We start from the raw sequence: 24,333 nt of genomic DNA on the forward strand, positions 1-24,333 counted from the left end.
CCGGGCGCGCGCGCCGGGCGCTCAGTCCGCCAGGACCCGCTGATAGATCTCGCGCAGGGGCAGGGTGACGCCGATCGCCGGCAGGTCGAGCGTGGCGTCGAGCCCCTCGATCACCCGGAAGCCCCGCCAGACGCCGTCCACCCGATCGTAGACTTCCAGGTGCGCGCGATCCCGGGCGACCAGCACGTAATGCTGAAGCGCGGGCAGCCGCTGATAGACCTGCCACTTTTCGAAGCGGTCCCGGGCTTCCGTGCCCGGGGAAAGGACCTCGAACAGCACGCGGGGGTTGTCGACCGAGGTCGCCCCCGGCTCGATGTCGCCGCAGACCACGAACACGTCCGGCAGCATGGCCGCCTCCAGGGCGCGGCTCTTCATGAAGAAGGTTTCCGTGAAGACCTGGCAGGTGCCGCCCGCCGCGTCGAACTGGTTTCCCAGGCGCCGCGCGATGTTCTGGACGATCCGCGCATGCTCCCAGCGCGCGCCGACCATCATCCGGACCACGCGCCCGCCGATCAGTTCCCAGCGCTCGTTCCGGGGCTTGTCGGCCAGCAACTCCTCGAAATCGTCGAGAGCCATCCATTCGAATTCGTGCGATGCACCGCCCACGGGAAGCTCTCCGGCTGCGACGAACCAGCGCCCCACACGCCCTGCGCCGCGAGGGGAATGTAGCGCGAACGGCGCCGTTGTGCGACATCCGCCACGAGAACAGATGATGGACGCTGGCCCCGGCCCCCACCGAGAATCCGTGTGAGCAAACCTGCGAGACCCGCCTCGAAGGCATCGGCGCCCAAATCGCCGACCCTCCAGCCGCTTCCCGAATCGCTCCTCACGCCCGAGCGGCGCGAGGACGACCTGGAGCAGTCGATCCGGCCCTTGAGCCTGTCCGAGTTCATCGGGCAGCGGGCGGCGCGCGCCAACATGAGCATCTTCATCGAATCGGCCAGGAAGACCGGCTCGGCCCTCGACCACGTGCTGTTCGTCGGGCCCCCCGGCCTCGGCAAGACGACCCTGGCGCAGATCGTCGCCCGCGAGCTCGGGGTGAACTTCCGCTCCACCTCCGGCCCGGTCATCGCCAAGGCGGGCGACCTCGCCGCTCAGCTGACGAACCTGGAAGAGCGCGACGTGCTCTTCATCGACGAGATCCATCGGCTCAACCCGGCGGTGGAGGAGATCCTCTATCCGGCCATGGAGGATTACCAGCTCGACCTCATCATCGGCGAGGGGCCGGCCGCCCGCTCGGTCAAGATCGAACTGCCGAAGTTCACCCTGGTGGGCGCCACCACCCGCGCCGGCCTGCTGACCACGCCCCTGCGCGACCGCTTCGGCATCCCGATCCGGCTCGAATTCTACGACGTCGACGAGCTCGAGCTCATCGTCAGCCGCGGCGCGCGCGTCCTCGGCCTCGGCATGTCGCCGGAGGGCGCCAACGAGATCGCCAAGCGCGCCCGCGGCACGCCCCGCATCGCCGGGCGCCTGCTGCGCCGGGTGCGCGACTTCGCCATCGTGGCCGACGCGCCGACCGTGACCCGCGCCATCGCCGACCGGGCGCTGCAGCTCCTCGACGTCGATCCGGCCGGCCTCGACGTGATGGACCGCAAGTACCTGACGATGATCGCGAGTTCCTTCAACGGCGGCCCGGTCGGGATCGAGACCATCGCGGCGGCGCTCTCGGAGCCCCGCGACGCCATCGAGGACATCATCGAGCCGTTCCTGATCCAGAAGGGCTTCGTGCAGCGCACCCCGCGCGGGCGCATGCTCACCCCCCACGCCTTCCGCCACATGGGCTTTCCCGAGCCCCGGCGCGAGTCGGGCGGGGGGCAGTTCGGCCTGTTCGGCGGCCAGGACGATCCGGAGGCATGACGCGCCCCGCCGCCATCCCGCCCAAGGGAGGTTCACCGTGAGCGAAACCGAACCCGCCGGCATCCACACCCTGCCGGTGCGCGTCTATTACGAGGACACGGACTTTTCGGGGTTCGTCTACCACGCCAGCTACCTGCGGTTCATGGAGCGCGGGCGCACCGAGCTGCTGCGGGGGCTGGCCGGCGACCAGTCGGACCTGCACCGCGACGCGGCCGGACTGCACTTCGTCGTGCGCCGGATGGTGATCGACTACGTCCGGCCGGCGCGGATGGACGACCTCCTCGACATCCGGACCTGGACCGCCGCCATGAAGGGGGCCTCGATGAACCTCGCTCAGGAGGTCCGGCGCGGGGCTGACCTCCTGGTCAAGGCCGAGGTCGTGGTGGCCTGCGTGCGCGACGGCCGCGCGATCCGCCTGCCCGACAGCCTGCGCCTCGCCCTCGCGCCGGACCGGCGCGATGCCCCGCCCGACCCGGGCCCCTGACGGCCCGCGCGATGCCGAGGCGGGGCACCGCGGGGACCCGCGCGTCATCGGATCCTCAGATCTTGCGGACTTCCCCGAGGAAGAGCTTCACCGCCGCCGCCACGGCGTCGATCTCGCGATTGAGGTCGGCGGTGGCGCGCAGCATGCTCTGAGCCGAGGAGGCGGAATCCGTGGCGCTCATCGCCACCGCCGCCACGCTGGAACTGACCGTCTCGGTCCGGCCCGAGGCCTCGTCGACGCTGCGGCGAATCTCCGTGGAGGTCGCCGATTGCTCCTCGACAGCGGAGCCCACCGAGATCGCGCCCTCGTCGATGCGGGCGATGATGCCGGCGATGCGTTCGATGGTGGAGGCCGTGGCGGTCGTCGCGGTCTGGATCGTCGCGACCTGGCGCGAGACGTCGTCCGTCGCCCGCGCGGTCTGGGCCGCGAGTTCCTTGACCTCGCTCGCGACCACGGCGAAGCCGCGCCCGGCCGGGCCGGCCCGGGCCGCCTCGATGGTGGCGTTCAGCGCCAGCAGGTTGGTCTGGCTGGCGATCTGGCCGATCATCCCCACCACCTGGCCGATATGGTTCGAAATCTCGCTGAGGGCCCGCACGCTCGCGACCGCCTGGCGGGCTTCCTCCACCGCCTCGCCGGTGACCGCGCGGGAGCGGTTCATCTGCTGCGTGATCTCCGCGTTGGCGGAATTCAATTCCTCGACGGCCCGGGCCACCGCCCGGACGTTGGCGGAGGTGCCGATGGCGCCGGTCGATGCGGTCGCGGCGGCCTCCGAGGTCTCGCCGGTTTTCTCCAGAACGAGGTTGGCCGAGTCGCGCATGGTGTTCGTCGCGCCGCCGGCCGCGTCGAGGGCTGTTTGGATGGCCGTGTCGAAGGCCGAGATCGCGTCGGTGAAGGGCGTGACGTCCGCCCAGGACAGCACGGCGGCGATGTAGCGGCCCTCGGACATCACGGCCGAGACATGCAGGTCGAGGGTCTTGGGGCCGAGCCGGATCTTGGTGCGCCAGGGCAGGCGCGACGGATCGGCCACGATACTGCGCTGGTGATGGGGGTTCTTGTGGAAGACATCCATCGATGTCCCCACCATCCGATCCGGGTTCACCTCCCGCGGCAGGTACTGCCGGAGTGCGTGCATGGTCTCGATGCTGCGCGCGTTGGCATACGTGATGTTGGCGCTGACGGGATCGAGGACGAGAACGTTGACCGGCAACGCATTGATCACGGCCTCCATGTCGGTCTGCGGCACGATCCCGGGTTGAATCTCGTCAGGTGCCCGGCGCAGGGCCGACAACATGGAGAGGTGACTTTTCATCGGGTTTGTCTTTCGTGTGGCGACAAAGGCCATTACAGACGTGTATGATGATCATCATTTATGATTAAAGAATCGTTAAAGAGAAATTGGACCATCTGCGCTTAGTTTGGCTGCACTTGGTCACACGGGGGGCTCGACACCGGTACTGCCCGGACGGATGCGGGGGCGCCGGGCGCCGGGCGCCGGGCGCCGGGCTCTGGGAAGCCGGTGCGGATCGCCCGAAGCCGGATCGGCGGGGGGCCAGGACGGAATCCGCAAGGGAATGTTAACCCTGCCGCGCGCTTAACTGCGCGGGAGACGGATGCGTGCGATGCACAAGGCCGGCCCATACTTTCGACAGATTCGCGGGCCATTGAGCCTTGAAATCGCTCAAGGTTCCGGTTGAAGCGCGCAAGACGGACCACCGGTTCCGTGACGGCTCCGCGCGGGGTTTTTCGAGGATCACGTCATGAACCCAGCCGATGCCATGCAGGCGATGCCGGCCCCCGACATGACGCTGCTCGGGCTGTTCCTGCAGGCCCACTTCGTCGTCAAGGTCGTGATGCTCGGGCTGATCGGCGCCTCGATCTGGTGCTGGTCGATCATCGTCGACAAGACCCTGCTGTTCCGCCGCACCAAGGCCGAGATGGACGCCTTCGAGGAGGCCTTCTGGTCCGGCCGCTCGCTGGAGGAACTCTACCGCTCGTTCAACGACCGGCAGCCGGTGGGGCAGGGCGCCCTGTTCGTGGCCGCCATGCGGGAGTGGAAGCGCTCCTTCGAGGGCTCGGGCCGCCAGATCCAGAGCCTGTCCCAGCGCATCGACAAGGTGCTGGACGTGACGATCCAGCGCGAGGTCGAGCGCCTCGAATCCCGCCTGCTCTTCCTCGCCTCCATCGGCTCGGCCGGCCCCTATATCGGCCTGTTCGGTACGGTCTGGGGCATCATGACCGCCTTCACCTCGATCGCGGCCTCCAAGAACACCTCGCTGGCGGTGGTGGCCCCGGGCATCGCCGAGGCGCTGTTCGCCACCGCCATCGGGTTGTTCGCGGCGATTCCCGCCGTGCTCGCCTACAACAAGCTGCAATCGACCGTGGCCAAGAACCAGTCGCGCCTCGAGGGTTTCGCCGACGAGTTCTCCGCCATCCTGTCGCGGCAGATCGACGAGCGTCTCTCGCTCGTCGCCTGACCCCACTCCCACACCCGAGGAACGATCATGGGCATGGCCCACGGAGCAGCGCAGGGTGGTGGCGGACGGCGCCGGCGGGGACGCCGGCACGCGGCCATCAACGAGATCAACATGACGCCGTTCATCGACGTCGTGCTCGTGCTGCTGATCGTCTTCATGGTCGCGGCGCCGATGATGACGGTGGGCGTGCCCCTCGACCTGCCGCAATCGAAGGCGAGCCCGCTGAACTCCGACACCAAGCCCGTGACCCTGTCGATCCGCCAGTCGGGCCAGGTCTTCCTCGGCGAGAGCGAACTGTCCGACGACACCATCGTGCCGAAGCTCACCGAGAGCGCGAAGGCCGGCTTCGAGGAGCGGGTGTTCGTGCGCGGCGACAAGCGGGTCGATTACGGCCGCGTCGCCCAGGTGATGGCGATCGTGACCGGCGGCGGCTTCAAGAAGGTCGCCCTGGTCACCGAGCCGGACCAGAAGTAGCGGGCCCCGGCGGTGCGAATTCCCTTCAAGCGCAGTGAACCGGGCGTCTGGGTCTCGGCGGCGACGCATGTCGGCCTGCTGACGGTCGCCCTGCTCTCGGTGGCGGCCCCCGCCCTGCCGGACGCGCAGGAGGGCGTGCCCGTCGAGGTGATGACCGAGCAGCAATATTCGGAGTTGACCAAGGGCGAGCGCAACGCCGACGCGCCGCAGCCCAACGCCAAGCCGCGCGCCGACCGCGTCGCCGAGAAGTTCGAGGAGCGCGAGCCCGAGAACGCCAAGGTGGATGCCCCGGCGCCCCCGAAGCGCCCGGCCGACATGAAGGTGGCGAGCGCCGAGGAGATGCCGCTGCGCTCCAGCGAGCCCGACCCGCAGGACGCCAAGGCCGAGGCGGCCAAGGAAGCCGCCAAGGAGGCTGCCAGGGAGGCCGCAAAGGCGGAAGCGGCCAAGGCGGCCAAGGCCGAGGCTGCCAAGGCCGCTGCCGCCGCCGAGGCGAAGGCCGCCGCTGCGGCCGAGGCGAAGGCCGCCGCCGCGGAAGCCAAGGCCGCGGCCGCCGCCAAGGCGAAGGCCGAGGCGGTCAAGCGCGAGCAGCTCGCCGAATTGATCGAGAAGCAGGAAGCCGAGGCGGAGGCCAAGGCCGAGGCCGCCGCCAAGGCGGAGGCCGCGAAGGCCGCTGCCGCCGCCAGGGCGAAGGCGGAGGCCAAGGCGAAGGCCGACGCGCAGGCCAAGGCCGAGAAGGAAGCGGAAGCCAAGGCGGAGAAGGAGGCGGAAGCCAAGGCGAAGGCCGTGGCGGAGGCGAAGGCCAAGGCGGACGCGGAGCGTCAGAAGGAGCTGGCCGAGGCGAAGGCCGAGGCGGAGGCCGAAGCCAAGGCGGAAGCCGCGGCCAAGGCCAAGGCCGACGCGGCCGCCAAGGCGAAGGCTAAGGCGATGGCGGATGCCAAGGCGAAGGCCGACGCGGAGGCCAAGGCCAAGAAGCAGGCCGAGCTCGCCGACAAGTTCAGCGCGGGCGACATCCGCTCGCTGCTCGCCTCGAAGGCGCCGTCGCAATCCACCGGCGCCACCGGGCGCGAGGTCCAGCGCACCGCCTCCCTGGGGGCGGCCTCCGGCAATGCCCAGCGCCTCTCGCCCTCCCTGCGGGATGCCCTGGTGGGGATGCTGCAGCAGCAGATCGAGCGCTGCTACGTGGCGCCTCCGGGCGCGACCCAGGGCGTGGTCCTGCCGATGCTCGACATCCGACTGAACCCGGACGGCACGCTCACCTCCGAGCCCCGGATCATGCGCGGCGGTGCGAACGCGGTGGATCGCTCCATCGCCGAGGCGGCCCAGCGGGCGGTGCGCCGCTGCGCGCCCTACAAGATCCCGGCCCAGTACGCGCCGTATTACAACGACTGGAAAGCCATCAACGCGGAGTTCGAGTTCTCGCGGGCGTGATGCGGCGGCCCCGTCCCGGCAGCACCTGCCTGCGGCCCGGGGCGGCGACCCGGCTCCCGCGGCGTGCGGCGGGGCCGTCCCGCCCGCGCGTACCTTGCGGACCCATCCCCGATCCTCGCATGCCCACGACCACGGAATCGATCATGCATCGCAGTCTTCCCGAGAGCCCCGTGTCCAAGGGCCTGACGTCGCTCCTCGCGCTCCTGGCCCTCGTCCTGTTCGGGCTGACGCCGGCGGCGGCGCAGCTCAACCTGCGCATCGGCGGCGGCTCGTTCCAGCCGATGCCGATCGCGGTCACGGATTTCTCCGGCGATCCGAGCCTGGGGCTCCTCGTCTCCAGCGTGGTGACGAACAACCTACGGCGCTCGGGCTACTTCACCCCCGTGGAGAAGGCGAAGTTTCCCGAGGCGCCGGGCTTCGATTCGGTGCCGGGCTTCGAGAAGTGGCGGGCGGCCGGCGTCCAGGCCCTGATCACCGGCCGCGTCGCGCGCGACGCCTCGGGCAAGCTCAAGGTCGAGTTCCGCCTCTGGGACGTGACCTCGGGCCAGCAGATGACGGGCCAGCAATACGGCACTGACCCGGCCAATGCGCGCCGCACCGGCCACCTGATCTCGGACGCGGTCTACACCAAGATCACCGGCCTCGGGCCCTGGTTCGACAGCCGCATCGCCTTCGTGGACGAGTCCGGCTCCAAGGAGAACCGGCGCAAGCGCCTGATGGTGATGGACCAGGACGGCGCCAACGTGCGGGCGCTCACGAACGGCGAGAACGCCGTCGTGGCGCCGCGCTACTCCCCGGCGACCCAGGACATCGCCTTCATGACCCAGACCACCGGCCAGCAGCCGCGCATCCAGGTCATCAACCTGGAGACCGGCAGCCGGCAGGCGCTCGGCAAGGCCGATTCGATGAGCACCAGCCCGCGCTTCTCGCCGGACGGCCGCCGCCTCGTGATGAGCGTGCAGCAGGGCGGCAACGCCGACATCGTGGTCATGGACCTGGCCTCGAAGGCCCAGACCCCGATCACCAACGGCAACGCCATCGACACCTCGCCGACCTACTCGCCGGACGGCAGCCAGATCGTGTTCGAATCCGACCGCGGCGGCTCGCAGCAGATCTACGTGATGAGCGCCTCGGGGGGCACGCCCACCCGCCTCTCCTTCGGCGAGGGCTCGGCCTCGCAGCCGGCCTGGTCGCCGCGCGGCGACCTCATCGCCTTCACCCGCCAGCGCAAGGGGGGCTTTGCCATCTGCGTGATGAAGCCGGACGGCTCGGGCGAGCGCGTGCTCACGGAAGGCTTCCACAACGAGGGCCCGACCTTCGCGCCGAACGGCCAGTACGTGCTGTTCTTCCGCGATCCGGGCGGCCAGGGCGGCGGCAAGCTCTACATGGTCGACATCACCGGCAAGGTCGAGCAGCCGGTGCCGACCCCCTCCTACGCCTCGGACCCGACCTGGTCGCCGCTGCTGTCGGGGAAGTAGCGCGGACGGCTACCAGTCCGGCTCCAGCCGGGCCGCCGGCTCGGCGGGGGGCGGGACCAGCGACCCGGCCTGGGCGCGAAGCGCGCCCCCCCCCCCCCGGGGCAGGGCGCCCAGGGCCGGATCGTCGAACCGCAGATGCGGTAGGCGGCCGGCGACCAGGGCGGCGACGAGGTCGGCCTGCGCCCGGTCGCGCCTCTGCTTGAGGGGATCGCGATCCGCGCGCGCCGCGAGCCACAGCTTGTGCAGGGCGAAGGCGCGCGGGTCCGGGGCGACCATCGTGAGCGGATAGCCGCGTGCGTCGAGGACGGTCGCATGCACCTTCGGGCTGTTCACCAGCCAGGCCAGCCCCTCGATCTCCACGGCTTCGAGATCCGTGCCGTCCGAGCCGATGCGGCTCCTCGGCGGTCGGGTCATCCGGTCCTTCGCGGCCGGCATGATCAGGTCCACCATGTAGCCGTCGCGGTTGACGGCCCGGAAGCCGCCCTTTCCCATCACCGTGAACGAGCGGTCGACCCTGCGCAGCAGGCCCACGAGGCCCGTCGCCGAGACCTCCTGCGTCAGGAGCCGGAGCGAGCGGCGCGCATCGAACAGCAGGTCGACATCGGCGGTCGCCAGATGGGCGCCGGCGATCTGCACCGCCGCCAGACGCTCGTAGGCATAGAGGGCGTTCGTGCCGACCACCTCGACGCCGCTCCCGATCAGCTTCGCGCCGCGCAGCGCGCGCAGGATGCGGCCGGCGATCACCGGCAGGCGACCGAGCTTCAGGGCGCGGTTGACGGGGGCCATCGCGTCGAGGCGCCCGGCCAGGGCCGCCACCCGTCGCTCGAGATCCGCCCGTCCCTCGTGGAACTGGCGGGCGACCGCCTCCGTCTCGGGCGTCCGCGGTCCGAGCGACTTCCAGATCTCTCCGCGCTTGCGATAGAGGTAGTCGCGGCCCGCGACCGTCTTCCAGGACATGGCGCCCGAGAAGCGGCGCTCCAGCACCTCCCGCGCGTCGTCGTAGCCCGCGAAGACCTGCTCGACATCGATCGTCTGACGCGCTTGGTCTTCGCTCAAATCACTGAAGAACATCGTTTTATCCCTCAGGAGACCGGGATCTGCCCGCCGAGGGATAATGGCACGTTTCGGCCGATGAAGCGATTGAGATCACTCGGTTTATCCCGGTCGCCGGGTCGGTCGGTCGGCGGAGGGCTTCACTCCGCCGGGACGAGCCGGTCCCGTGCCCGCAGCGCGGGAAACACCCGGCCCCACAGGGCCGCGACCAGCAGGGTGGCGAGGCCGCCGGCCACCACGGCCGGGACGGCGCCGATCAGGGCCGCGAGGGTGCCGGATTCGAACTCGCCGAGCTCGTTCGAGGCGCCGATGAAGACCGAGTTCACCGCCGAGACCCGGCCGCGCATGGCGTCGGGCGTCTCGCCCTGCACGAAGGTCTGGCGCACGAACACGCTGATCATGTCGGCCGCTCCCGTGACGAACAGGCAGGCCATGGAGAGGGGCAGGGAGGTCGAGAGCCCGAAGCCCACCGTGGCGAGGCCGAAGAGGCCCACGGCCTGGAGCATGCGCAGGCCCGCATGGCGCTGCAGCGGCCGGTAGGCCAGCGCGATGGCGGTGAGGACCGCCCCGGCCGCTGGCATGCTGCGCAGGATGCCGAGGCCGAGGGGGCCGACATGCAGCACCTCCGCGGCGAAGATCGGCAGCAGGGCGGTGGCCCCGCCGAGCAGCACTGCCACGAGGTCGAGGCTGATGGCGCCGAGCACCACCGGATGCGTGCGGATATAGGTCAGGCCGGCCGAGAGGGTCTCCCAGGTCACGGGCGGCCGCTCGGCGAGGAGGGCGGGCCGGAACCGGATCGCCAGGATGAGGGCGCTGGCCAGCGCGAAGCTCGCGGCGGCCGCGCCGAAGACCACCGCCGGCCCGAGGGCGTAGAGGAAGCCGCCGGTGGCCGGGCCCAGGATCGAGGCGCTCTGCCAGAGCGAGGCGTTCCAGGCGATGGCCGAGCCGAACAGGGAGCGCGGCACCAGGGTCGGCAGCAGGGCCTGCAGGGCCGGGTTGGCGAAGGCGCGGCCGGTGCCGATCACGACGACGAGCCCGTAGATCGGCCACAGGGTCGTGGTGCCGAAATGGGCCGCGAGGAGCAGCCCGAAATCCGCCAGCGCCAGGATCGCGTAGGCCAGGGCCGCCACGAGGCGCCGGTCGTAGGTGTCGGCGACGTGGCCCGTCACCAGGGCCGAGAGCAGGGCCGGCAGGAAGCTCGCCAGGCCCACGAGGCCGAGGGCGAGGGCCGAACGGGTGATGTCGTAGACGAACCACCCCACCGCCACCGCCTGCATCTGGAAGGCGAGGCCGGTCAGGAAGCGGGCCGTGCCGAACAGGCGGAAATCGCCGTTGCGGAAGACGGTCCAGCGCGGCGCGGCATCGGTGCTCATCGCGCCGTGCTGCGGCAGGGATGTTTTCCTGTCAAGGAAAAGGATTACGAGGCGTACTTGACCGTGCAGCCATAGGGTCTGGCCGAGCGCACCGAGACCGGCTTGCCGGCGGCGAGCTCGGTCAGGGCCGCGTCGACGTGGTTGCGGGCCGTCTTGAGGTCGGCCGGATCGGCCGAGGGCTTGTCGTCGATGCCGCCCTGGTAGGCGAGGGTGCCGTCCGGGGTGACGACGAACATGTGCGGGGTGGTCTTGGCGTCGTAGGCCCGGCCGAGGGTCCCGGTCGGGTCGAGGAGCACGGCGCTGGGCGCGGCGTCGCGGGTCTTCGTCAGGCGGTCGGCCTCCGCCCCGTCGACGGCGCCCTGCTCGCCCGGCGCCGAGGAGATCACGCTGAGCCAGACCACGCCCTGGCCGGTCCACTTCTTCTGCAGCGCCTGCATGGCGTGCGCGCCGTAATGCTTCATCACGAAGGGGCAGTCGTGGTTGGTCCATTCGAGGACCACCGTTTTGCCGGCATAGTCCGAGAGCCGGACCGTGCGGCCGTCGGAGGCCTGGGCGCTGAAGGCCGGCGCGGGCTGGCCCACCTGCGGGCCGGCGGCCAGGGCGGGGCCCGCGAGGAGCGCCGCGAGGCCGGCGGCGAGGAGGAGACGGCGGGTCCGGGGCATCGGCTATCGCTCCGTGGTCAGGGCTGCACTCCGGTCCGTGGCCGCCAGGGGCACCGCCTGCAGGGCCTCCAGCACGAGGCCGGGGGTGAGGATCTGGGGCAGGACCGCCGGTTCGCCGGACCCGGTATAGAGGAGGTAGAGCGGCACGCCGCTGCGGCCATGGCGCTCCAGCAGGCGGGTAATCTCGGGGTTCTGGTTGGTCCAGTCGCCCTTGAGATAGGTGATGCCGCGGGCCTTCAGGCCGGCCTGGACCGCCTCGGAGCGCAGGGCCGCGCGCTCGTTGACCTGGCAGGTGATGCACCAGGCCGCCGTCATGTTCACGAAGACCGGCTTGCCCTCGGCCAGGAGCCCGTCGAGGCGCGCCTGGGTGAAGGCGCCGGCCCCGGCCTGTGCGGTCTCGGCCCCGGCCCGGTCCCGGTCGAGGCCGAGGGTGAGGACGGCGAGCGCCGCGAGGGCCGCCGCGGCGGTGCCGCGCGCGATCCAGGTGCCGGCCGGACCGGCCCCGTGCCCGCGTTCCCAGGCCCAGGCGGCGAGGCCGACCAGCACGAGGCCGACCAGGGCGGCGAGGAGCCCGGCCGAGCCGACCTGCTGCGACAGGACCCAGACCAGCCAGGCCACGGTGGCGTAGATCGGGAAGGCCAGCGCGCCCTTGAGGGTGTCCATCCAGGCGCCGGGCCGGGGCAGGCGCCGCAGGGCCGCGGGCCAGACGGTCAGCACGAGGAAGGGCAGGGCGAGGCCGAGGCCGAGGCTCGCGAAGACGGCGAGGCTCACGGCCGCATCCTGCGTCAGGGCGAAGCCCACCGCCGAGCCCATGAAGGGGGCGGTGCAGGGGGTGGCCACCACGGTGGCGAGCACGCCGGTGAAGAACGAGCCCTCCAGGCCCGCCCGCCGGGTCAGCCCGTCGCCGAGTCCCGCGATGCCGGCGCCCAGATGCACGACGCCCGACAGGCTGAGCCCCATGGCGAACAGCAGATAGGCGAGGCCCGCCACCACGAGGGGCGATTGCAGCTGGAAGCCCCAGCCGATGCCGGCGCCCGCCCCCTTCAGGGCGATGAGCAGGCCGGCGAGGGCCAGGAAGGACGCGAGCACGCCGGCCGTGTAGGCGAGCCCGTGCAGCCGGACGCGCCCCGCCGGCTCGCCGGAATGCGACACCAGGCCGAGCACCTTGATCGACAGGACGGGAAAGACGCAGGGCATCAGGTTGAGGAGGAGGCCGCCCAGGAAGGCGAGGCCGGCCGCGCTCCACAGGGTCAGGCTCTCGTCCGGAGCCCGGACCGGTCCCGGGGTCGGCGCGGCGGCGGAGGCCAGGGCGGCGCTGGCGGAGCTGCCCGGGACCGGGGCCTCGCCGACCGCGTAGGCGCGGCGCACGGGTCCGTCCGGCGTCGCCTCGTCGAAGGCGAGCACCCCCGGCAGGGTCGCGGGCGCCGCCTCGGTGGTGTCGCCCCGGGCGAGGTCGAGGTGCAGCCCGTCCGCGTCGCTGCGCGCCTCCTGGGCCGCGGCGTTCTCGATGGCGGTCTCCGCATAGGGGAAGTAGGCGACGGAGGAGGCCGCGAGCCCCGGGGGCGTGGCGAGATGCACCTGCAGGCGCCCGTTCTCGGCGCCGTAGCGCACAGGCCAGGGGGCGGGCACCGGCAGGGCCGCGCGGGCGGCCTCGAACAGCATCAGCGCGCCGGGCGCGACCCCCGGGCTGGTGCCGCCCTGCGCCACCGGCAGGGTCAGGCGCAGCTCGGCCGAGCCCGGCACGCATTCGCGCTCGCAGACGAGGTAGGTCAGCTTGGCCTGGAGCATCACCGGCCTGGCCGCCGCGAGCGTGTCCGGCGGGGTCACCTCGGCGAGGAGGACGGCCTCGCCCTCGTAGCCGAAATTCATCAGGTGCGAGACGGGGATGCGGCTCGGGACCGGCCACTGGATCGGCCCCGCCGTGAATCCGGCCGGCAGCGTCCAGGCGACCTCCGGGGCGAGGCCGGAATCGCCGGGATTGCGCCAGTAGACGTGCCAGTGCGGCCGCATCACCAGGCGGATGGCGACCGTGAAGGGCTCGCCGGGCCGGATCGCGGAGGGCTCCCCGACGAGGCTCGCCTTGACGAGGTCGGCCGGCATCTTGAGCCCCTGGGCGGAGGCGGGCGTCAGGGCGAGGCCGAGCAGCGCGAGCGCCAGGGCGAGAAGCCGGATCATCGGGACCTGTTCGGTGACGGAGGCGGCGAGATTACGTCCGTTCGGCACACGGGCAAAATCCCGATGCCGCGAGATCCCTTGGCCGCGAGATCCCTTGTCCCCGCCTTTGCCCGTCTCCGGTAGGCGCAGGATGGTCGCAAGAGCCGTGCGGCGCTCCGGCCGCCGGGTCAGACCGCCGCCACCATCGGCCGGGTCGCCTCCTCGAGCCAGGCCCGCGTCGCGGCGTCGAGGTCCGGCCCCAGGGCCTCCCGCACGCGGGCATGGTAGGCGTCGATCCAGGCCATCTCCTCCGGGCTCAGGAGGTCGGGGCGGATCAGGCGGCGGTCGAAGGGGGCGAGGGTCAGGGTCTCGAAGCCGAGCATCGGGCGCTCGCCGCCGGGCACCGCGCGGGCCTCGACGAGGACGAGGTTCTCCAGGCGGATGCCGTAGGCGCCGGGCCTGTAGTAGCCCGGCTCGTTCGAGAGGATCATGCCGGGCTCGAGGGCGACCGTCCCGGTCTTGGCGATGCGCTGCGGCCCCTCGTGCACCGACAGGAAGGAGCCGACGCCGTGGCCGGTGCCGTGGTCGAAGTCGAGGCCGGCCTCCCAGAGCGGCAGGCGGGCGAAGGCATCGATCTGCGCCCCCGTGGTGCCCTTCGGGAACACCGCCCGGGCGATGCCGATATGGCCCCGGAGCACGCGGGTGAAATGGTCGCGCATCGCCTCGGAGGGCGTGCCGATCGCCACCGTGCGGGTGATGTCGGTGGTGCCGTCGGCGTATTGCGCCCCGGAATCCACCAGGAACAGCTCGCCGGGAAGAATCCGCCGGTCGGTGTCCCGGCTGACCCGGTAGTGGACGATGGCGCCGTTGGCGCCGCTGCCCGAGATCGTCGGGAACGACACGTCGCGCAGCAGGCCGCCCTCGGCCCGGAAATCCTCCAGGGCTTCCACGGCGGCGATCTCGGTCAGCGTCTCGCCCTGGGCATCGAGCCAGGCGAGGAAGCGGGTGACCGCGAGGCCATCGCGAAAATGGGCGGCGCGGGTGCCGGCGATCTCGGCCGGGTTCTTGACCGCCTTCATGGCGGTGATCGGATCGGGTCCGAGATCGGCGACGCCGCCGGCGGCCTCGACGCGCTGCTTGAGGGCGTAGGCGGCGGTGGCGGCGTCGAGGCGCAGGCGCGCGCCGTTCGCCGCCAGGGCCGCGAGGCCGTCCGCGAAGGCGGCGCGCGGGTGCAGGTCGGCGAGCGGCGCCAGGGCCTCGCGCAACTCCGGGCTCAGGTTGGGCGAGGTCAGGTAGAGGGCGGCCCGGCCCGCGCGCGGCACCAGCGCGTAGCCCAGCGCCAGGGGCGTGTGGGCCACGTCGCCGCCGCGCAGGTTGAAGGCCCAGGCGAGGTTGTGCGGATCGGAGATCACCAGGGCGGCGTCGTCCGCCTCGGCCAGGGCCGCCCGGATGCGGGCGAGCTTGTCCCCGGCGGATTCCCCGGCGAGTTCCGGCGGATGGGCCACGACGGCTCCCGCCGGCGGCTCCGGCCGGTCGGGCCAGACCGCGTCGACGGGGTTCGCCTCCACCGCCTGCAGGCGCGCGCCGGCCTTGGCCGCCGCCCGCTCCATCCGCGCCACGCCGTCGGGGGTGTGCAGCCAGGGATCGTAGGCCAGCACCTGGCCGGGCCCGAGATGGGCGCCGATCCAGGCCGCCACGCTGGTCTCGGCCAGAGGCACCGGGGTGATGATCGCGGTGTCGACCTGGGCCGGGGCCTGGAGGGTGTAGCGCCCGTCGACCACGAGGGCGGCCGCCTCGGCCAGGATCACGGCGGTGCCGGCCGAGCCGGTGAAGCCCGTGAGCCAGGCCAGGCGCTCGGCCTGGGGCGGCACGTATTCGGACTGGTGCTCGTCGGCGCGGGGCACCACGAAGCCGTCGAGCCCGGCGGCGCGCAGGGCTTCGCGCAGGGCCCGGATGCGGGCGGCCCCCTGGCGGTGGCTCGGATCGTCGAAGGTCTGGAAGCGGGCGCGGGTCATGGCGCTCAAGGGTTACGCCGGGCTCAGAGGGGCCGCAACCGCGTCCGGCGCGGGCGCGGCGCCGCGCCGCCGCGCTTCAGAACCAGCGTCGCCCAGCCCTCGATCAGCCCGTGCCGGGCGAGGTGGAAGCCGCGGTGCCGGTAGGTGGCGAGCACGCCCGGCACGTCGCGCTCGATCAGGCCGGACAGGATCAGCACGCCGTGGTCGGCGACCACCGCCGTCAGCGAGGGCGCCAGGCCCTTCAGGGGGCGCGCCAGGATGTTGGCGAAGACCACGTCGAAGCGGCGCGGCCGGTCGGCGAGGGCGTGGCGCACCCCCGGCCCCTGGTAGAGCCGGAGCACCGGACCGAGGCCGTTCAGGCGGGCATTGCCGATCGCGGTGGTCACCGCCTCCGGGTCGAGGTCGCCGGCGATGACGGGCGTGTGCAGGTATTTCGCCGCCGCGAAGGCCAGGATGCCGGTGCCGGTGCCGACGTCGAGCACGTGGGCCGGGCGCCCGCGCTTGAGGATGTCCGCGAAGGCCTTGAGGCAGCCCAGGGTGGTGCCGTGATGGCCCGTGCCGAAGGCGAGCGCGGCCTCGATCTCGATGGCGAGGTCGTTGGCGCGGACGGTGTCGCGGTCGTGGCTGCCATGGACGAGGAAGCGGCCGGCCCGCACCGGCTTCAGGCCCTCGAGCGAGGCGCGCACCCAATCCTGCTGGTCGATGGTCTCGAAGGTGGCGACGTCCGCCTGCGCGCCGACCACGGGGCGGATCAGGTCGCGGATCATGTCCTCGTCGGGCGCGTCGGCGAAATAGGCCTCGAGCCGCCAGGTTCGGCCGTCCTCCGCCTCGAAGGCGGCCACCGCCGTCTGCGTCGGGTCGAACATCTCGCCGAGGAGGTCGGTCATCGCGCGCGCCGAGCCCTCGTCGGTGAGGAGGCGCAGCACGTGGGTCGGGCGGTGGGGAGGCAGGCCTTCGAGCATGGTCGGGGCTCTACCATCCGCGACGTCCCGCCGCCACCTCGCGCGCAAGCTTGGCCGGAACGGAACGCGCCGGTCCGCGTTTGTTGTCGCTTCTCCAGGCTCACGTCGATGTCGGAGCGTGCGTTGTGCGTATGAAAATCAGAAGAACCGGCGGACGAACGCCGGTCGTCCTCGCGGAAAAGTCCAAGGCCCGCCGTCGCCTCGCGCGCGAGCGCGGGGTCTTCGCCGATGCCGAGACCCTCACCGGTCCCCTGCCCGGACGGATGCTGGTGCTCCTGAGCCGCCTGCACCGGTCGGAGCGCGTGCCCGCCGAGGAGGAGGAGCGCGGCGCCTGACGAGTCCCGCCCCGATTCGTGCTATGGCACACCCGCCGGGCGGCTCCGGCAGGCGACGGGAGACAGATCGATGATCCAGACGCGGCGGACGTGGCTCGGGGCGGTGCTCGGCTTGGCGATCTGGGCCGGCGGGACGCCGGCGCGGGCCGAGGCGCCCGTGGTGGTGTTCGCGGCCGCCAGCCTGAAGAACGCCCTCGACGAGGCCGCCGCCGCCTGGACCAAGGAGACGGGCAAGACCGCCCGGATCTCCTATGCGGCCTCCAGCGCGCTGGCCAAGCAGATCGAGGCCGGGGCGCCGGCCGACCTGTTCCTCTCCGCCGACCTCGCCTGGATGGACTACGTGGCGGCCCGGGACGGTCTCAAGCCGGGCACCCGCGCGAACCTCCTGCGCAACGCCCTCGTGCTGATCGCGCCGAGGGAGTCGGGCGTGGCCGTGGACCTCAAGCCCGGCCTCGACCTCGGTAAGGCGCTCGGCGACGGGCGCATCGCCATGGGCAACGTCGAGGCGGTGCCGGCCGGCAAGTACGGCAAGGCGGCCCTGGAGCATCTCGGTGCCTGGGAGGGCGTGAAGAGCCGGGTCGCCCAGGCGGAGAACGTGCGGGCGGCGCTGCTCCTCGTGGCCCGCGGCGAGGCGCCGCTGGGCATCGTCTACGCCACCGACGCGGTCTCGGACCCGAGCGTCCGGGTGGTGGCCACCTTCCCGGCCGCCAGCCACCCGCCGGTGATCTATCCGGTGGCGCTCACGAAGGATTCGACCAACCCGGACGCGGCCGCGCTGCTGGCCTACCTGCGCAGCCCCGCCGCGCGGGCGTTCTTCGAGCGCCAGGGCTTCTCGGTGATCGGCGCCGAGAACCGGACCTGATCGTCCGGTCTTGGCTCCGCCGCTCCTGGACCGGCTCGGCCTGACGCCGGAGGAATGGTCCGCCATCGCCCTCAGCCTGCGCGTGGCCGGGGTCGCCACCCTGGCGAGCCTCGTGCCGGGTCTGGCCGTCGCCTGGGTCCTGGCACGGCGGCGCTTTCCCGGCCGGGCGCTCCTCGACGGGCTGGTCCATCTCCCGCTCATCCTGCCGCCGGTGGTGACCGGCTACCTCCTGCTCCTCGCCTTCGGACGGCGCGGCGCCCTCGGGGCGCCCCTCGCCGATCTCGGCATCGTGTTCTCGTTCCGCTGGACCGGGGCGGCGCTCGCCTGCGCGGTGATGGGCTTCCCCCTGATGGTGCGGGCGATGCGCCTCTCCCTGGAGGCCGTCGACGCCCGGGTCGAGCAGGCCGCCGCGACCCTCGGCGCCGGCCCCCTCGCGGTCTTCCTCACCGTGACGCTGCCCCTCGCCCTGCCGGGGGTGCTCGCCGGCGCCGTGCTGGCGTTCGCCAAGGCGATGGGCGAGTTCGGCGCCACCATCACCTTCGTGTCGAACATCCCCGGCGAGACCCAGACCCTGCCCTCGGCGATCTACACCCTGACCCAGGTGCCCGGCGGCGAGGCCGGCGCCCTGCGCCTCACCCTGATCTCGGTGGCGATCTCGATGGCGGCCCTGCTCGTCTCGGAGTTCCTCGCGCGCCGGGTCGGGCGCCGGATCGGGGCGGGCTGAGGCCATGACGCTGGCGGTCGATCTCGCCCTGGCGCACGGCGCCTTCCGCCTCGACGTGGCCTTCACCGCCCCGCCGGGCCTCACCGCCCTGTTCGGCCGCTCGGGCTCGGGCAAGAGCACGGTGATCGCCTGCCTCGCCGGGCTGGCCCGGCCCGACCGGGGCCGGATCGTCCTCGACGGCGAGACCCTGCTCGACACCGGGCGGGGCCACGCGGTGGCCGCCCATCGCCGCCGCATCGGCACCGTCTTCCAGGAGGCGCGGCTGATGCCCCATCTCTCGGTCCGCCAGAACCTCGCCTACGGGCGCTGGTTCGCCCGCGGCCGCCGGGACAAGGCCGGCCTGGACCCGGACGCCGTCATCGCGCTCCTCGGCATCGGCCATCTTCTCGACCGGCGACCGGCCGGCCTCTCCGGCGGCGAGGGCCAGCGCGTGGCGATCGGCCGGGCGCTGCTGTCCCGACCCCGCCTGCTCCTCCTGGACGAGCCGCTCGCCGCCCTCGATGCCGAGCGCAAGGCCGAGATCCTGCCGCTGATCGAGCGCCTGCGCGACGTGGCCGCGATCCCCTTGGTATACGTCAGCCACGCGGTGCCCGAGGTGGCCCGCCTCGCCGACACCATCGTGGTGCTCGAAGGGGGCCGGGTCGCCGCGGCAGGACCCGCCGAGGGCATCCTGCGCCGGGGCGATCTCGGCGCCTTCCACGCGGCGGAGGCCGGTGCACTCCTCGACATGGTGGTGGAGGCCGATGCGCCGAATTCGGGTCTGACTCTCCTTTCCGGGCGCGCCGGGCGGCTGCTGGTGCCCCGCCTGGCCCAGGCCGTCGGCACCGGCATCCGCGTCCACATCCCCGCCCGCGACGTCCTGCTCTCCCTCGAAGAGCCTGTTGGGCTGAGTGCCCGAAATCGCCTGAGCGGCCAGGTACTTGCCCTCCATGCCCAGGCCGACGGCACGGTGCTGGTAGAGGTGGATTGCGGCGGGGCGGTGCTCTCCGCCCGCCTGACGCGAGCCTCCGTGCACGAGCTCGGTCTCGTGCCCGGACGTCCGGTCTTCGCCATCGTGAAGAGCGTCGCCTTCGATCCCCACGGCATGGGACGCGCGGCCGCCGCCGTCGAGATCTGAGGGGTCGTTAAAATTCGATGCATCCCCTCTGCATGGCTTTAAGCATGCAACCCAAGAAAGGGCCTGCAAAACCAATTCCTTAAGATCCCATTCACGGCGCGGGTCTTGTCTGGGGGGACAGCGCAAAAGCCGCGAGCAGGAGCGTGCCATGTCGATCACAAGTCTCGGCGCCGTGCTGCCGGCCCGCGTCACCGGCGCCACGCCGGCCCCGATACCACCGGTCCAGCCCGTTCAGGCGCCGGCCCCCCTCGCGCCAGCGGTGCGGGTCGATATCCGCGGTCAGGATCAGGGGACCGATCCCCGGGCTGGAATGCCCCGGGCGCCGACGTCCGGTGAGGACGCGAAGGCGGCGCCGGCTGCGATGGAGCCGCGTATCCGCATCGACCGGGATACGAAGGCCGTGGTCTACCAGGAGGTCGACCTGAATTCGGGGGATGTCGTCGTCCAATTGCCCGACCCGGTGGTGCTCAAGGCCCGCGCCTATGCGGAGGCCGCCGAGGCCCGCGCCAAGCCCGCCGCCCGGCCCCTCGACCGCACCGCCTGAAGCGCGGAGCCGATCCCGAAACGAAGAGAAGGGCGGGGCGCTGAGCCCGAGGGCCGGCGGCGGGCTCGTCCTTAGCGGAGGAGCTGCAGGATGCCCTGCTGCGCCGTGTTGGCGAGCGAGAGGGCCGAGATGCCGATCGACTGGCGGGTCGACAGGGCCTGCGAGTTGGCGGCTTCCTCGTTGAGGTCCGCGTTCGTCAGGTTGGCCGCACCGGTGTCGAGGATGTTGATCAGGTTCTTCGAGAAGTCCTGACGGTTCTGCACGATCGACAGGTTCGAGCCGAAGGTCGAAGCCTGGGCCCGAAGCTGGCTGGTGGCGGTGGTGATGGCCGTCAGCGTCTTGTTGATCTCGTCATCGGTCTGGAAGCCGCCGGTCACGGCCGTGAGGCCCAGACCATCGGAGTCAAGCTTGGCGCCCGAGATGCTGAGGCTGGAGGTGCCCGTCTCGTTGAAGGTCACCTTCAGAGAGTTCTCGGTCGGATCGTCACTGGTCCGGTAGAGAAGGTTGATGCCGTTGTAGCTCGAGTCCTTGGCCTGCTGGGTGATCTGGTTCAGGATCTCGTTGAACTGCTTGGAAAGCGAGGTTCGGGTCGAATTGGTCGAGCCGGTGCTGTCCTTGCCCGTCGAAGTCAGCGCCGTTGCGGGACCCTGACCAGCAACGCTGGAGGTTTGAAGACCGAAACCGACGTCTTTGTTGTTGGCCGCTGTGGTGCCCTGGGCTGCCTGGATGGTCAGCTTCTGGCCGGCACCCGCAGCTGTCGTGCTGATCACGAGCTTGTCGTTCGCGTCGAGGCTGGCCGTGACGTTGCCAGCAAGGCCGGTATCGGCTGCGATCTGCTTGTTGATCGAAGCCAGAATCTCGGTCTTCGTCGTCGAGGCGGCCGTCGCGCCAGTCGTGTTGTCGAGCTTGATCGTCTTCGCCGGCCCGGTTCCGAGTTGGAGGGTGAAGCTCGCCGTATTCGATCCGCTCAGGTCGGTGACGTTGGTCAGCGCGACGTTGCCGTTGATGACCGCCTTGGCCGATCCGTCGGTGGCGTCCGAGCCCGTTGCGGACAGGCCCGTCGCAGCCGTTCCCGTACCAGCGGTCAAAACGCCGTTGGTGGCCGTCGTCGTACCAAAACCGACATCCTTGTTTCCGACGATACCGGTGGTGATGACTTGGGCGTTGGGGCCAACTTCCTGAGAGGTGAAGTTCAGCTTATTGGCACCGTCGAGGGATGCGGTGATGGTCGACCCACCGTCTGCGAGCTGCTTATTGATGGCAGCGAGAACATCGGCGCGCGAGCTGGTAGCACCCAGCTTCGTACCGTTGTTGTCGATGGCCGTTGCATTGCCCAGGGTGATCGTGATTTCTTTGTTGCCGTCATTCACCTTGAAAGACGCTTCAGTCGCACTGGCGGAAAAGTCGGTTGTGGCTCCAAGGGCGGTGTTCGCAACCACCTTTGCGGCCGTAACGCTGGACCCTGCGCCGAAGCCGATATCGAGCGTGGAGCTTGCGGAACCATTCACCGAAAGCTTCTGGCTGGCACCCGCAGACGTCGTGGTAAAGCTCAGGCGACCATCGTTTCCGACAGAAGCCGCAACCTTGCCTTTCAGGGCGGCGCTATTCGAGATCTGACTATTGATGGCCGATGCAACCTGGCTGGCGGAAATCTTGGTCAGGTCGGAGCTGTTGTTTCCGAGGGTCGAAGCATCGAGACGGATGGTCGTCTTCGTCGTGCCGCCGTCGAGCGAAATATCGATCGAACCGTCCTTCGACAGGGACGAGAAATCCTGCGTGCCGTCGGCGGTGCCGGCGAGACCCTGGAAGCTCTTGCTGCCGCTGACAGTGGCGGCGGTGGCGGCGAGGCCGCTGGTGACGGCGCTCTTGTCGGCCAGCGCCTGGTTGGCGGTGGACTTGGCCGAGTCGACCAGCTTCTGGATCGAGGTGATGCCCTGGTTGGCGGCCTGGATGGTCTGGACGCCGTTCGAGATGCCGTTGAGGAGCGAGCCGAGATCGCCCGAGCGGCCGGTCAGCGACTGCGAGGTGAAGAAGCTCGTCGGGTCGTCGAGGGCCGAGTTGACCTTCTTGCCCGTGGAGAGGCGGTTCTGGGTCTGGGTCAGGAGGTCGGCCGTGCCCTGCAGCGAGAGAAGGTTCTGGCGGGTGGCGGCGGTAAGGGTGATGCCTGAGGACATGGTGTTCGATCCATTCTGATCGGTGCGCCTCCGTTTTTGGAGGCCCGTGCACATGACCACCCATCCCTTGCGATCGGCTTAATCGACGCGCCGAACGAAAGCTTACGGGGATCGCTCGATTGCGGCTGATCTGAAAAAGGCTGTTGTTCTTCAGGATGTTGACCGCCCGGTGCCGCTGCGCCGTTGTGATTGTGTTAACCAAGATCGGCGAATGTCGGCTTCAATCCCGGAACGAGTATCGCCATGCCCCTGAAGATCGAGCTCAAGCCGTTCGAGCGCCTGCTGATCGGGGGCACGGCGATTCGTAACGGGTCCCGCCGCTCCAGCTTCGTCATCGAGACCGTGACGAAGTTCCTGCGGGAGAGCGACATCATCCTGGAGAGCGAGGCCGATACCGCCTGCAAGCGCCTCTACGTGACCCTGACGGTGATGTACCTCGCCGAGGTCACGCCGGAGGCGGAGGACCTCTTCATCACCCAAGCCAATGCGCTCATCGCGGCGGCGCCCAGCATGGCGCCCTACCTGCGCGACATCCACGATCTTATCGCAGAGCGCGATCTCTACCGCGCCCTGAAGCGCTGCAAGGAACTGATCCAATACGAGCAGTCGCTGGCCGAGCGGCTGGCGCCGCCCGCAGCGTCGGAGAACTGAGACGCCGAGACCGGGAATGAAACAAAGGAGCCCGCCGCTTCTCAGCGGCGGGCTCCTTTGTTTCGCGCGGCCTGTCTCGAACCTACATGCGCAAGCCGGCGGCGATGTTCTGATTGATGCTGATGAGGGCGGAGAGTTTCTCGGCGCTCGGCTCGATCAGCGTATCGATCATCCGCTTGAAGACGAAGGTCGACAACTCGGCGATGTTGTTCTTGATCTCAATGGGAAGCGGACTCTCGGGTGCGGTGGCTGCCCCGGCGATGATCGTCCAGACCTTCTGGTTGAAGTTCAGTGCCTCGTTCAGAGCAGGGGCCTGGTTGGTCCAGTCGGTCTGGATCGCCTGAAGGCGGGTCGCGGCCTTGATCAGGACGGCGGCTTCCGCTTCGCGGGGCGACAGTGCGGTCTGTGCAACCCGGGCATAGGCGCTGGCGCCGTACGACATCGAAGGATCCTTCTTCAAGGGACGCGGACCCGATTCGGGGCGCGGAAGGAACCTTAGACATTCGATCGTTAAGGGATCGTAAGACGAATCCGTGCCGTAATCATGCCGGGATATGCGACGAGGGAGGGCGCGCAGCCACGCGGACCACGCGAGGGGTGCCGGATTCCGCCACCATGATGAACTTCATTCTGGGTACGATCGCGGGTGGGCTCCTGGTCGGGCTCGTCACGATCTCCGCCGTTCGCCAACCGGCCGTCCAGGCCAAGCTGGGTCTGTTTCCCGTCTCCAGTGCCCTCATGATGCCGGCAGCGAAGGCGCCGGATGCGCCGCGCCTGGATACAGCCTGTCGACCCGGTAAAACCGTCGGGCAGCCCGACATGCTGTTCTCGAAGCGCCGGTTCTGGTTCGTCGCTCCCTGAGCTGGTGCCGCGATGCTTCTCAGATGCTGCTGATCAGAAACATCACCATCGTGGTCGCTACCGTGGTGCTGAGGAAACCGCAGAGGGCGGCTGCGAAGGACGGACCGGTGGACAGGGTGCGGTCGGTGGTCTTCAGATCGAGGGCTGCAATGGTATTCATGATGGCTGACCTTGGCGGCGAATCATCGGCCGCGTGTGAGTTCACATTGGAACGACGCGTCGAGCGTGGAGGTGCGAGCCCACACTCGATCAGTCGCAGCGGTTTACGCGCTTGGCCGCACGCAGAGCCCGTGATTCACTGCGAAGGTCGATCGCGATGACACCCGCGCCGCAATCCTCGAAGGCGTCGCGTGCGTCGGCGTAGCGGTCGCCGATCTCATCGAGAGTTTCGCAAGCGCGGTCGTGGTTACCGATCCGGGCCTCCTGGCGGAACTGGTAGCGCAGCGCGTTGGCTTCATCGACCTTGCGCTGGGCATCGAGGCAGGCCGGTGCCGCGAGAGCCGAGCCTGCAAAGCTCAGGATGAGACCGGCGGAGAGGGTAAATCGAAGCGATTGAAGCATGGAGACACCTGAGATGAGGACACCTGGGCGTTCGGACGGTGAATAGAATTCATCGAGCGTTCGAAAGTGTCCGCAAGATAATGGGGC

At 70.4% G+C, this 24,333-nt stretch carries 25 protein-coding genes; 13 read left to right on the forward strand and 12 right to left on the reverse strand.

What is annotated here, in order from left to right:
* Nucleotides 1–21 precede the first annotated feature (21 nt).
* On the reverse strand, nt 22–576 hold the full coding sequence (locus AC3WLN_RS05530; protein WP_492480074.1) for a Uma2 family endonuclease: 555 nt from the start codon (nt 574–576) through the stop codon (nt 22–24).
* 276 nt (nt 577–852) lie between these two features.
* Between AC3WLN_RS05530 and ruvB the strand changes: the two genes are divergently transcribed.
* On the forward strand, nt 853–1,860 hold the full coding sequence (ruvB, locus tag AC3WLN_RS05535; protein WP_492480133.1) for a Holliday junction branch migration DNA helicase RuvB: 1,008 nt from the start codon (nt 853–855) through the stop codon (nt 1,858–1,860).
* 37 nt (nt 1,861–1,897) lie between these two features.
* The gene (gene ybgC, locus AC3WLN_RS05540; RefSeq protein WP_492480075.1) at nt 1,898–2,344 is read left to right on the forward strand and encodes a tol-pal system-associated acyl-CoA thioesterase; all 447 of its coding nucleotides are present in this window, start codon (nt 1,898–1,900) and stop codon (nt 2,342–2,344) included.
* Nucleotides 2,345–2,399: 55 nt separating this feature from the next.
* Here ybgC and AC3WLN_RS05545 read toward each other — a convergent pair whose 3' ends face one another.
* Nucleotides 2,400–3,653, reverse strand: a complete 1,254-nt coding sequence (locus AC3WLN_RS05545; protein ID WP_492480076.1) for a methyl-accepting chemotaxis protein — start codon at nt 3,651–3,653, stop codon at nt 2,400–2,402.
* Nucleotides 3,654–4,101: 448 nt separating this feature from the next.
* Between AC3WLN_RS05545 and tolQ the strand changes: the two genes are divergently transcribed.
* From tolQ to tolB, 4 genes are all read left to right on the forward strand, one after another.
* Nucleotides 4,102–4,818: a protein TolQ gene (gene tolQ, locus AC3WLN_RS05550; protein ID WP_056465906.1), complete on the forward strand. Its 717-nt coding sequence runs from the start codon at nt 4,102–4,104 to the stop codon at nt 4,816–4,818.
* A gap of 27 nt (nt 4,819–4,845) precedes the next feature.
* Nucleotides 4,846–5,292 carry an ExbD/TolR family protein gene (locus tag AC3WLN_RS05555; protein WP_492480077.1) on the forward strand — a complete coding sequence of 149 codons (447 nt, stop codon included), beginning with the start codon at nt 4,846–4,848 and terminating at the stop codon, nt 5,290–5,292.
* A gap of 12 nt (nt 5,293–5,304) precedes the next feature.
* The gene (tolA, locus tag AC3WLN_RS05560; protein WP_492480078.1) at nt 5,305–6,720 is read left to right on the forward strand and encodes a cell envelope integrity protein TolA; all 1,416 of its coding nucleotides are present in this window, start codon (nt 5,305–5,307) and stop codon (nt 6,718–6,720) included.
* 143 nt (nt 6,721–6,863) lie between these two features.
* Nucleotides 6,864–8,198, forward strand: coding sequence for a Tol-Pal system beta propeller repeat protein TolB (gene tolB / locus AC3WLN_RS05565; protein WP_492480079.1), 1,335 nt, complete (start codon nt 6,864–6,866; stop codon nt 8,196–8,198).
* 9 nt (nt 8,199–8,207) lie between these two features.
* Here tolB and AC3WLN_RS05570 read toward each other — a convergent pair whose 3' ends face one another.
* From AC3WLN_RS05570 to AC3WLN_RS05595, 6 genes are all read right to left on the reverse strand, one after another.
* Nucleotides 8,208–9,269: a GSU2403 family nucleotidyltransferase fold protein gene (locus AC3WLN_RS05570; protein ID WP_492480080.1), complete on the reverse strand. Its 1,062-nt coding sequence runs from the start codon at nt 9,267–9,269 to the stop codon at nt 8,208–8,210.
* A 122-nt stretch (nt 9,270–9,391) separates the two neighbouring features.
* Nucleotides 9,392–10,624, reverse strand: a complete 1,233-nt coding sequence (locus AC3WLN_RS05575; protein ID WP_492480081.1) for an MFS transporter — start codon at nt 10,622–10,624, stop codon at nt 9,392–9,394.
* 44 nt (nt 10,625–10,668) lie between these two features.
* Complete coding sequence (locus tag AC3WLN_RS05580) at nt 10,669–11,286, reverse strand: redoxin domain-containing protein (RefSeq protein WP_492480082.1); 618 nt, start codon at nt 11,284–11,286, stop codon at nt 10,669–10,671.
* A gap of 3 nt (nt 11,287–11,289) precedes the next feature.
* On the reverse strand, nt 11,290–13,461 hold the full coding sequence (locus AC3WLN_RS05585) for a protein-disulfide reductase DsbD family protein (RefSeq protein WP_492480134.1): 2,172 nt from the start codon (nt 13,459–13,461) through the stop codon (nt 11,290–11,292).
* Between the two features lie 167 nt (nt 13,462–13,628).
* Entirely contained in the window at nt 13,629–15,455 is a 1,827-nt protein-coding gene (locus tag AC3WLN_RS05590) for an aminopeptidase P family protein (protein WP_492480135.1), read from the reverse strand.
* A gap of 23 nt (nt 15,456–15,478) precedes the next feature.
* Complete coding sequence (locus AC3WLN_RS05595; RefSeq protein WP_492480083.1) at nt 15,479–16,417, reverse strand: 50S ribosomal protein L11 methyltransferase; 939 nt, start codon at nt 16,415–16,417, stop codon at nt 15,479–15,481.
* 131 nt (nt 16,418–16,548) lie between these two features.
* Here AC3WLN_RS05595 and AC3WLN_RS05600 point away from each other — a divergent pair, with 131 nt between their 5' ends.
* From AC3WLN_RS05600 to AC3WLN_RS05620, 5 genes are all read left to right on the forward strand, one after another.
* Nucleotides 16,549–16,752 (forward strand): hypothetical protein, encoded by a 204-nt coding sequence (locus AC3WLN_RS05600; RefSeq protein ID WP_492480084.1) that lies wholly within the window; start codon nt 16,549–16,551, stop codon nt 16,750–16,752.
* A gap of 70 nt (nt 16,753–16,822) precedes the next feature.
* Entirely contained in the window at nt 16,823–17,614 is a 792-nt protein-coding gene (gene modA / locus AC3WLN_RS05605; RefSeq protein WP_492480085.1) for a molybdate ABC transporter substrate-binding protein, read from the forward strand.
* Nucleotides 17,615–17,624: 10 nt separating this feature from the next.
* Complete coding sequence (modB, locus tag AC3WLN_RS05610; protein ID WP_492480086.1) at nt 17,625–18,338, forward strand: molybdate ABC transporter permease subunit; 714 nt, start codon at nt 17,625–17,627, stop codon at nt 18,336–18,338.
* 4 nt (nt 18,339–18,342) lie between these two features.
* A complete protein-coding gene (modC, locus tag AC3WLN_RS05615) occupies nt 18,343–19,455 on the forward strand; it encodes a molybdenum ABC transporter ATP-binding protein (protein WP_492480087.1) in 1,113 nt (370 codons plus the stop codon).
* Between the two features lie 148 nt (nt 19,456–19,603).
* On the forward strand, nt 19,604–19,999 hold the full coding sequence (locus tag AC3WLN_RS05620) for a hypothetical protein (protein WP_492480088.1): 396 nt from the start codon (nt 19,604–19,606) through the stop codon (nt 19,997–19,999).
* Nucleotides 20,000–20,070: 71 nt separating this feature from the next.
* On the opposite strand, the gene AC3WLN_RS05625 is transcribed toward AC3WLN_RS05620, so the two are convergent.
* A complete protein-coding gene (locus AC3WLN_RS05625; RefSeq protein ID WP_492480089.1) occupies nt 20,071–22,173 on the reverse strand; it encodes a flagellin N-terminal helical domain-containing protein in 2,103 nt (700 codons plus the stop codon).
* Between the two features lie 243 nt (nt 22,174–22,416).
* Between AC3WLN_RS05625 and AC3WLN_RS05630 the strand changes: the two genes are divergently transcribed.
* A complete protein-coding gene (locus tag AC3WLN_RS05630; RefSeq protein WP_492480090.1) occupies nt 22,417–22,824 on the forward strand; it encodes a flagellar biosynthesis repressor FlbT in 408 nt (135 codons plus the stop codon).
* Between the two features lie 82 nt (nt 22,825–22,906).
* Here AC3WLN_RS05630 and flaF read toward each other — a convergent pair whose 3' ends face one another.
* Nucleotides 22,907–23,266 carry a flagellar biosynthesis regulator FlaF gene (gene flaF, locus AC3WLN_RS05635; RefSeq protein WP_055947312.1) on the reverse strand — a complete coding sequence of 120 codons (360 nt, stop codon included), beginning with the start codon at nt 23,264–23,266 and terminating at the stop codon, nt 22,907–22,909.
* A gap of 173 nt (nt 23,267–23,439) precedes the next feature.
* On the opposite strand from flaF, the gene AC3WLN_RS05640 reads away from it, so the two are divergent.
* Entirely contained in the window at nt 23,440–23,685 is a 246-nt protein-coding gene (locus tag AC3WLN_RS05640) for a hypothetical protein (RefSeq protein ID WP_492480091.1), read from the forward strand.
* 19 nt (nt 23,686–23,704) lie between these two features.
* Here the strand turns inward: AC3WLN_RS05640 and AC3WLN_RS05645 are convergent, their stop codons facing one another.
* On the reverse strand, nt 23,705–23,845 hold the full coding sequence (locus tag AC3WLN_RS05645) for a hypothetical protein (RefSeq protein ID WP_492480092.1): 141 nt from the start codon (nt 23,843–23,845) through the stop codon (nt 23,705–23,707).
* 89 nt (nt 23,846–23,934) lie between these two features.
* A complete protein-coding gene (locus AC3WLN_RS05650) occupies nt 23,935–24,246 on the reverse strand; it encodes a hypothetical protein (protein ID WP_492480093.1) in 312 nt (103 codons plus the stop codon).
* Nucleotides 24,247–24,333: the final 87 nt, after the last annotated feature.

The sequence above is a fragment of the Methylobacterium sp. FW306-05-D genome (assembly GCF_058782155.1).

Excerpts from the sequence above, each read along its gene's own strand:
- AC3WLN_RS05530 (WP_492480074.1), bottom strand. The coding sequence starts at position 576 with ATGGCTCTCGACGATTTCGAGGAGTTGCTGGCCGACAAGCCCCGGAAC.
- AC3WLN_RS05545 (WP_492480076.1), bottom strand. The coding sequence starts at position 3,653 with ATGAAAAGTCACCTCTCCATGTTGTCGGCCCTGCGCCGGGCACCTGAC.
- tolQ (WP_056465906.1), top strand. The coding sequence starts at position 4,102 with ATGAACCCAGCCGATGCCATGCAGGCGATGCCGGCCCCCGACATGACG.
- AC3WLN_RS05555 (WP_492480077.1), top strand. The coding sequence starts at position 4,846 with ATGGGCATGGCCCACGGAGCAGCGCAGGGTGGTGGCGGACGGCGCCGG.
- tolB (WP_492480079.1), top strand. The coding sequence starts at position 6,864 with ATGCATCGCAGTCTTCCCGAGAGCCCCGTGTCCAAGGGCCTGACGTCG.
- AC3WLN_RS05570 (WP_492480080.1), bottom strand. The coding sequence starts at position 9,269 with ATGTTCTTCAGTGATTTGAGCGAAGACCAAGCGCGTCAGACGATCGAT.
- AC3WLN_RS05575 (WP_492480081.1), bottom strand. The coding sequence starts at position 10,624 with ATGAGCACCGATGCCGCGCCGCGCTGGACCGTCTTCCGCAACGGCGAT.
- AC3WLN_RS05580 (WP_492480082.1), bottom strand. The coding sequence starts at position 11,286 with ATGCCCCGGACCCGCCGTCTCCTCCTCGCCGCCGGCCTCGCGGCGCTC.
- AC3WLN_RS05585 (WP_492480134.1), bottom strand. The coding sequence starts at position 13,461 with ATGATCCGGCTTCTCGCCCTGGCGCTCGCGCTGCTCGGCCTCGCCCTG.
- AC3WLN_RS05590 (WP_492480135.1), bottom strand. The coding sequence starts at position 15,455 with ATGACCCGCGCCCGCTTCCAGACCTTCGACGATCCGAGCCACCGCCAG.
- AC3WLN_RS05595 (WP_492480083.1), bottom strand. The coding sequence starts at position 16,417 with ATGCTCGAAGGCCTGCCTCCCCACCGCCCGACCCACGTGCTGCGCCTC.
- AC3WLN_RS05600 (WP_492480084.1), top strand. The coding sequence starts at position 16,549 with ATGAAAATCAGAAGAACCGGCGGACGAACGCCGGTCGTCCTCGCGGAA.
- modA (WP_492480085.1), top strand. The coding sequence starts at position 16,823 with ATGATCCAGACGCGGCGGACGTGGCTCGGGGCGGTGCTCGGCTTGGCG.
- modC (WP_492480087.1), top strand. The coding sequence starts at position 18,343 with ATGACGCTGGCGGTCGATCTCGCCCTGGCGCACGGCGCCTTCCGCCTC.
- AC3WLN_RS05620 (WP_492480088.1), top strand. The coding sequence starts at position 19,604 with ATGTCGATCACAAGTCTCGGCGCCGTGCTGCCGGCCCGCGTCACCGGC.
- AC3WLN_RS05625 (WP_492480089.1), bottom strand. The coding sequence starts at position 22,173 with ATGTCCTCAGGCATCACCCTTACCGCCGCCACCCGCCAGAACCTTCTC.
- AC3WLN_RS05630 (WP_492480090.1), top strand. The coding sequence starts at position 22,417 with ATGCCCCTGAAGATCGAGCTCAAGCCGTTCGAGCGCCTGCTGATCGGG.
- flaF (WP_055947312.1), bottom strand. The coding sequence starts at position 23,266 with ATGTCGTACGGCGCCAGCGCCTATGCCCGGGTTGCACAGACCGCACTG.
- AC3WLN_RS05640 (WP_492480091.1), top strand. The coding sequence starts at position 23,440 with ATGATGAACTTCATTCTGGGTACGATCGCGGGTGGGCTCCTGGTCGGG.
- AC3WLN_RS05645 (WP_492480092.1), bottom strand. The coding sequence starts at position 23,845 with ATGAATACCATTGCAGCCCTCGATCTGAAGACCACCGACCGCACCCTG.
- AC3WLN_RS05650 (WP_492480093.1), bottom strand. The coding sequence starts at position 24,246 with ATGCTTCAATCGCTTCGATTTACCCTCTCCGCCGGTCTCATCCTGAGC.